The organism is Gemmatimonadota bacterium (assembly GCA_026706345.1).
Taxonomy (GTDB): domain Bacteria; phylum JAAXHH01; class JAAXHH01; order JAAXHH01; family JAAXHH01; genus JAAXHH01.
The window spans coordinates 1-7,406 of record JAPOYX010000087.1; the positions used below are offsets into that span (position 1 = coordinate 1).

At 64.7% G+C, this 7,406-nt stretch carries 7 protein-coding genes; 4 read left to right on the forward strand and 3 right to left on the reverse strand.

Annotation, left to right across the window (positions count from 1 at the left end; all coding sequences use genetic code 11):
- Positions 1-347, forward strand: a 347-nt coding sequence (locus OXG98_06725; GenBank protein MCY3771696.1) for a hypothetical protein, incomplete at its 5' end; no start/stop codon positions are given.
- A 65-nt stretch (positions 348-412) separates the two neighbouring features.
- On the opposite strand, the gene OXG98_06730 is transcribed toward OXG98_06725, so the two are convergent.
- From OXG98_06730 to OXG98_06740, 3 genes are all read right to left on the reverse strand, one after another.
- Positions 413-1,531, reverse strand: coding sequence for an aminotransferase class I/II-fold pyridoxal phosphate-dependent enzyme (locus OXG98_06730; protein ID MCY3771697.1), 1,119 nt, complete (start codon positions 1,529-1,531; stop codon positions 413-415).
- 91 nt (positions 1,532-1,622) lie between these two features.
- Positions 1,623-2,102, reverse strand: coding sequence for a VOC family protein (locus tag OXG98_06735; GenBank protein ID MCY3771698.1), 480 nt, complete (start codon positions 2,100-2,102; stop codon positions 1,623-1,625).
- Between the two features lie 30 nt (positions 2,103-2,132).
- Complete coding sequence (locus OXG98_06740) at positions 2,133-2,543, reverse strand: metalloregulator ArsR/SmtB family transcription factor (GenBank protein MCY3771699.1); 411 nt, start codon at positions 2,541-2,543, stop codon at positions 2,133-2,135.
- 110 nt (positions 2,544-2,653) lie between these two features.
- Here OXG98_06740 and OXG98_06745 point away from each other — a divergent pair, with 110 nt between their 5' ends.
- The 3 genes from OXG98_06745 (at position 2,654) to OXG98_06755 (ending at position 7,278) form a co-directional block, all read left to right on the forward strand.
- Positions 2,654-3,286 (forward strand): hypothetical protein, encoded by a 633-nt coding sequence (locus OXG98_06745; GenBank protein ID MCY3771700.1) that lies wholly within the window; start codon positions 2,654-2,656, stop codon positions 3,284-3,286.
- Positions 3,287-3,358: 72 nt separating this feature from the next.
- A complete protein-coding gene (locus tag OXG98_06750) occupies positions 3,359-4,423 on the forward strand; it encodes a Gfo/Idh/MocA family oxidoreductase (GenBank protein ID MCY3771701.1) in 1,065 nt (354 codons plus the stop codon).
- A gap of 146 nt (positions 4,424-4,569) precedes the next feature.
- Positions 4,570-7,278, forward strand: coding sequence for a pitrilysin family protein (locus tag OXG98_06755; protein ID MCY3771702.1), 2,709 nt, complete (start codon positions 4,570-4,572; stop codon positions 7,276-7,278).
- Positions 7,279-7,406: the final 128 nt, after the last annotated feature.

Below are 7,406 nucleotides of genomic sequence, written 5' to 3' on the forward strand. Positions count from 1 at the left end.
GTTCGCTGAATGCATTGATACCGAGGAAAAGGAAGACCATGCTGAGACTGATTATTGCCGCAGCCGCCACGGTGGCGCTCACCGCCCTCACCTGGCACAAACGCAGACTGATCCGGGCGGTCGTGGACGACCTGCTCGACAAGGGCATCGAACTGACCGTCAATAACAGGTTCTGGCCCTCGAAGCCCGAACGGGACACCGACGTACCCATAGTCTACGTCACCGACGGCGGTACGAAGTACCACCGGTCCGACTGCCGGTTCCTGAATGGCAATGCCAAGGCCATCGCCGTCGACAAAGCGGTGGAAGCATACGCCCCCTGCGGAACCTGCTCGCCCGACGGATAATCCCGTGCGGTACCGGCGGCCTCATACCCCACCGGCTCGTCCCCAATCAGTGCGTACCGCCGGCCTTATTCCAGCGCCTGGACCAGGTCGTCGATCAGGTCCTCGGCCGCTTCCAGTCCGGTAGACAGGCGAAGCAGGTTGGGGGCCGTGACCGATCCGGGTCCCTCGATGGATTGCCGGTGTTCGATCAGGCTTTCGACTCCGCCCAGGCTCGTGGCGTTCCGTATCAGCTTGACCCGGCTCGCGACGCGCAGCGCGTCCTCCCGCGTGCCCTTGATCCGCAAGGACAACATACCCCCGTAGCCATCCATCTGCCGCGTCGCGACGGCGTGCCCCGGGTGATCGGGCAGGCCGGGGTAGTCGATCCCCTCGATCTCCGGATGACCGGCCAGCGCCACCGCGATGGCCTCTGCGTTGGCGACATGCCGTGCCATGCGGCAGCCCAGCGACCGCAGTCCGCGCAGGACCAGCCAGGCGTTGAAAGGCGACAGCACGCCGCCGGTGATCGTCCGAACGCGCCGGGCCCGTTCGACACGGTCTCCGTCCTCCTGAAACACCAGCGCGCCGCCCTGCACGTCGCTGTGACCGCCCAGGTATTTGGTCATGGAGTGCATGACGATATCGGCGCCGTGCTGAAGGGGACGCTGCACCACCGGCGTGGCGAAGGTGTTGTCGACGGCCAGCAAGGCGCCGGCGGCGTGTGCGATTCCGGCCACCGCGCCGATGTCGATGACGGCCATGGCGGGATTCGACGGGGTCTCCGCCCAGAGCAGCGCCGTATCGGTCCGCATGGCGCGCCCGACCGCTTCGAGATCGGTCATGTCCACTTCGCTCACTTCGATGTTCCAGTTCGGCAGGAGTTCCTTGCCGATCGCGCGGGTAACGCTGTACACGTCCTTGTGCATCAGCACGTGGGCGCCGGGAGCGAGGGTCTGCACGCAGCCCGTTACCGCCGCCATGCCCGACGCGTAGACGAGCGACTTCCCGCCGTCCTCGATGGCCGTCAGGGCCTCTTCCAGCCGGTCCTGGGTCGGGTTGCCCATCCGGATATAGACGTGGTCGCGGGTCGCCTCCCCTTCCGGCGTGTGCTCAAAGGTGGTCGAGAGATGAATGGAAGGCGAAATGGCGCCCGAGTCGGGCTCCAGCCCTCCGCCCGCATGGACCAGCAGCGTGTCTGGTTTCATGGTCTGCTCCTGTTCGGCAACAATACGTAACCGGCGCGCTACGCTATCCGCGGCAGGCCGGCCTTCAGACGAACGCGCCCGGCGCGGTACACTAGCCGCAGCAGGCCGAGATTTCGGACGAACGCGCCTGCCCGGCATCGTCACCGGCTGCCGGGGCCACGCAACAGGCTTCTTCATCCCGCCCGCCGGGTTCATCCAAGTCCCGGTTCAGCACGTAGATCTCCCATTCACGGCCATCCGGGTCATCCACCCAGAACTTGTCCTGGTTGGCGTAACAGCAGTCGCAGTTCATCTCCTCCCGGGTTTCCAGTCCGGATACCCGGATCCGCAGCAGATGTCGCAGGACCGTCTCGTGGTCCCCGACCTCGATGCCGAAATGGCTTGTCGCATCGCCCGTGGCCTTCCCATCCGTATACAGGGCCAGGTTCAGGGGTGCGATGGACGGCAGGAACTTGACGTAACCGGGACGGACCTTCACGGGATCCTCGCCGAAGAACTTCGTGTAGAATGCGACGCTCCGGTCCAGGTCGCGGACGGGAAACGACAGGTGGATCTTGGGGTAGTCTGACATGGATTTCCTCCGGAATCTGCGTTGGGACAGTTAACAACACGCGGTAAGCAGGCGAACCAGGTCGCTTACCCGTTCGGGCCGCACCCGGTAAAAGATATACCGCTCTTCCCGCCGGGACTCCAGGAGGTCCGCCCGGTGCAGGACGTCCAGGTGATGGGACAGGGTCGCCCACGGAATGGCGACGGCCTCCTGCAGGTTCCCGACGGTATCCCCTGCCTCACCTTTCCTGACGAGGTGATAGAAGATGGCCAGGCGCGTCTTGTGGCTCAGCGCCTTGAAGGCCGCTGCGTGTTTCTCTTCGGCTTCGAGGTTCGCGGCGGCAAATATCGTGTTGATCATTTCCATATTTCTAAAAATATAGATATACGAACCGGGCGTCAATGCTTTTTGTTCCGATCCATGGTCGATGCGCTCGGCCTCGACCCGATCCCAAATCGCCATATGGAATCTCCACATGAATGCCGGCCTTTGTGTCTTGACAGTGCACTTGGACCGGTTGCATTTTGAAGTGTTATCCGGCCCCCAGTGACAGATCGCAGAAAGGCTGTTGAATGAAACTCACGCTCAGCCATGTCTTTGATGCGCCCGGTCCCCATCCCAACGGGCTGCAGGCCACCACCGAAGGGCTCTGGATACTGGACCAGGGCGACAACCGGATCAGCTGCCACGCCTACCGCGACGGCGCGACGCTGCGGATTTTCGGCAGCGACTCCGACCGGGGCAGCGGGATCACCCACAGCGGCACCCATCTCTGGGTGTCGTCCACCTACAGTTGCGAGACCCTGAAGATCGATCCCGAGACGGGAGAGACGCTGGCGCGCTACGCCACGCCGGGCGCTAAGGAAACCGGCGCCCACGGCCTGGAATGGCGGGACGGGGAACTTTGGATGTCATCGCCTCCCGACGCCACCATCTACCGGATGGATCCCGACGAATGGACCGTGCGGCAGTCCTTCCCAGCTCCAGGGGACCGGCCCCACGGCATCGCCTGGGAAAACGGCAGGCTCTGGTGCGTGGAGACCAATCATCGGGCGATATTCCTGTACGATCCCGAGACGGGAGAACAACTGGACCGGTTGGACGTGGAGGGTCCGGAACCCCACGGGTTTACCCTCTGGCAGAATGAGGTCTGGATCGTGGACGCCACGACGGGCGGCGTTTTCCGGGGCACGCGTTCGGTTTAAATCCGGGACACGCGTTCAGAGAAACGGCGCGGACTGAAAAAGACGAGGACTGAAAACAACGAGGAATCGAATATGGATAAAGCGCGCATAGGATTCATCGGCACCGGGTGGTGGGCGACGGCCAACCACCTGCCGGTGCTGCGGAAGCGGGCCGACGAGGCCGGGGACGTGGAACTGTCGGCCGTCTGCCGGCTCGGGGCGGCCGAGCTGCGCCAGGTGCAGGAGGCTTTCGGCGTGCCCTACGGGACGGAAGACTACCGCCGGATGCTGGACGAAGTCGAGTTGGACGGCGTGGTGGTGGCCAGTCCCCATACGCTGCACTTCGAGCACGCGAGCGCGGCCCTGGATCGCGGGTTGCACGTCATGGTCGAAAAGCCCATGTGCACGAAGAGCGCCGACGCCAGGGAACTGGTCCGGCTGGCGGACGAGAAGGGGCTCCACCTGCTCGTCCCCTACGGGTGGCACCACAAGCCGTACATCCAGGCGGCCAAGCGGCACCTCGACGATGGCGTCGTGGGAAAGATAGAGTCCGTGCTCTGCCACATGGCCTCTCCCATACGGGGCCTGCTCCAGGGACTGGACTTCGACCACGAGGCCAACGGCGGCGGTCTCTTCGCGCCCGATCCGGCCACCTGGGCCGATCCCGTGCTGGCCGACGGCGGTTACGGCCATGCGCAGATGTCCCACAGCCTGGGCCTGCTGTCCTGGCTCACGGGACTGGTCCCCAGCGAGGTCTTCGCCATGATGGCGGAAGCCGGGTCCCGAGTGGAGATGTACGACGCCGTGACCGTCCGCTTCGAGGACGGCGTGATCGGCGCGCTCTCCGGGTCGGGGGACATCCCCGAAGGACAGATGTTCCAGCTCGACATCCGCATCTTCGGTTCGGAGGGCATGCTCCTCCTCGACGTCGAGCGGGCGCGCCTCGCGGTCCATCGGCACGACGGACGGGACCAGGTCCACGAAGTGGCCCCCGACGCCGGCGCCTATAGCTGCGACGGGCCGCCGGAGAACTTCGCCGACCTGATCCTCGGCCAGGCCGTGGAAAACTTCACGCCCGGCGCCGCGGCCATGCGCTCCGTCATGATCCTGGACGCCGCGTACCGCTCTGCGAAATCGGGCAGAGTAGAACCGGTGTAGTCGAACCGGTGTCGTAGAGCCGGTGTCGTAGAGCCGGTGTCGTGGACCTGCCCGGCCTCGGCCGTTTTTTGAAGCACATTCATCCTGGCGCCGCACAACCTTCCTCTCCCAGTCTGTGCCGCCAGTACCTGTAACCGGGATGAGCCATGGCGCAGAAATCCCTGCCAAGGGTATCTTTCGAGAAGTATACCCTTGCGAATGGATTGCAGGTGATCCTGCACATCGACCGCAAGTTGCCCGTGGTGCATGTAAATCACTGGTTCCACGTGGGGTCCAAGGTGGAGCGCCCCGGCCGCACGGGATTCGCCCATCTCTTCGAGCATCTGATGGTCGAGGGATCGGAAAACGCGCCCGGGGGATACTTCAAATACATCGAACAGGCGGGCGGCAACCTGCGGGAGGGCGGCGTCAACGGTACGACGAGCTACGATCGTACCAACTACTTCGCCACCGTGCCCTCGGGCAACCTGGAGTACGTGCTCTGGCTGGAGTCGGACCGAATCGCCACGCTGGCCGACGCGCTCACGAAGGAGAACTTCGAGAACCAGCGCGAGGTCGTCCGGAACGAACGCCGCCAGACCACGGAGAACCAGCCCTACGGCCGCTGGTTCGAACTGGTCAACGAGCACCTCTATCCCGCGGGCCATCCCTATTCCTGGCCTATCATCGGCAGGCACGGGGACCTGGAAGCCGCCACGGTGGACGACGTGGCCGAGTTTTTCAGGACCTACTACACGCCCAACAACCTTTCGCTGGTCATTGCCGGCGACTTCGACGAAGACCACGCCCGGGACCGCGTGGCTCATTACTACGGCGGCCTGGAACCTGGGCCCCTGATCGACCGGCAGCGCCGATGGGTGCCTTCCCTGCCCGAAAGCAAGATCGTGGAGGTCACCGACCGCGTCCCCCAGGCCCGGGTCCACATGGTCTGGCCGGCGCCGGCGAGGTTCGAAACGGACGAGACCGTGCTGGACGCGGCCGCGGCCGTGCTCGGAGACGGCCTGTCTTCCCGGCTTGAAAAACTGCTGGTTTACGACCGGCAGTTGTGTACCGAGGTCAGCACCTTTAACTACGCGCAGGAAATCTCCGGGCTGTTCGGGGTCGTTGCCACCGTCCGTCCCGGCGGAGACGTCCTGGAGGTCGAGGGCCTGGTCACGAGGGAAATCGCACGACTGGCGGCCGGCGGCCCGTCCCGGGACGAGGTGGAGCGCGCCCGGACCGTGTGGGAATACCAGTACGTCTCCAGCCTCGAGCGTATCGGAGGTTTCGGCGGCAAAGCGGACCGGCTGAACGAGTCGAACACCTACCGGAACGACCCGGGGTATTTCCACGTCGAGCACGACCGGTTCCTGGAACTGAACGGGTCGCAGATCGCGAAGACGGTCCAGCGGTGGCTGGTCTCCCGTCACGGCCTGCTGCTTCGGTACTACCCCGACACGCTTCCGCAGGCGGCCGATCAAGGCGCGCAGGCAGTGGCTCGCACCGAGCCGCTGGATCGTTCGCGCGTGCCCGCGCTGGGCAAGGATACGCCCTTCCAGACGCCCGTGGTTCACGAGGGACGGCTCGACAACGGACTCGATGTCCTGGTCGTCGAACACCACGATCTCCCCAAGGTGGCCGTGTCGCTGGCCGTGAAATCGGGCAGCGTGAACGATGCACCGGAGCAGTGCGGTGCGGCCCAGCTCATGCTGCAGACCATGGACAAGGGCACGCGAGGTTACGGGGCGCTGGCGATCGACGAAACGCTGAGCCGGCTGGGCACGGTAATACGTAAATCCATGTATCTCGAATCCGCCCGGCTCGGAATGGACGTGCTCACCGGAAACCTCGCCGCGGCCATGGCCCTCTTCGCGGAGGTGGTGCGGAACCCCCAGTTTCCCGAAGAGGAACTGGAACGCGAGCGGCATAGGCACCTGGACCACCTGGCGCAGCAGGCCTCCCACCCCCAGGCGCTGGCCCAGCGGTTGTGCCCCAGGCTGGTCTTCGGCGGCGACCATCCCTACGGGCGCCCCGTACAGGGTTACGCGTCCGCGGTGGCCGAGGTGTCGCGATACGATATCGCCCGGTCTTACGAAGACAACTGGCGGCCGGATCAGTCCGCCCTGTTGTTCGTGGGAGACATTACCCCCGACGACGCAATGAGACTGGCGGAGAACCGGTTCGGATCCTGGAAGGGTGACGTCAGGCCGGCCAGGACGGTGCCGGATCCGTCGCCGGACCGCAAGGCGAACCGGACCTGGCTCGTCGATCGCCCCGGCGCGCCCCAGACGGTCGTCTGCCAGTTCATCGAGGCGCCGAGTCGCGACACGCCCGACTATTACGCCCTTCGGCTCGTGGACGCGGTCTGGGGCGGGGGCTTCCAGTCCCGTTTGAACCTGAACCTCCGGGAAGAAAAGGGCTACACATACGGGGTATCGACCATGCTGGGCCTGCTCGGCGCGGCCGGCTACTGGAAGGTGCAGACGTCGATCCAGACGGAAAAGACCGGCGAGGTCGTGCAGGAGCTGATGTCTGAAATGCGGGGGCTGGCCGGCGAACGGCCGGTAGGCGACGGCGAGCTGGAAGAGGCGCGGACGGGCCGGATCCGGGGATACGCCCAGCAATTCGAATCCCTGCGGCGCATCGCGGGCAGTATCGGCGGACTCTGGAGTTCGGAAAGGCCCATGACGGACATCGAGGATGCGGTGGGAAACCTCGAATCCGTCACGCTGGATGACGTGAGAGCGGCCGCCCGGCAGTACCTCAAACCATTGCGGGCGGGCTACCTGCTCGTGGGAGACCGGGCCGGTATCGAGGCGCAATTGACCGAAGAGGGGCTCGCGACGGCCGAGGTATTGGATTCGGAAGGGCTGTAGCAAAAAGATGGCGCGGCTTCCCGAAACAGCCGATATTTCGCATGAAGACCGGCTGCTGAACCTGAGCGGTAGACCAGGACGGTGAAAGCAAGGAGATTCGATCGCATGAACGATCATCCATTCGACCC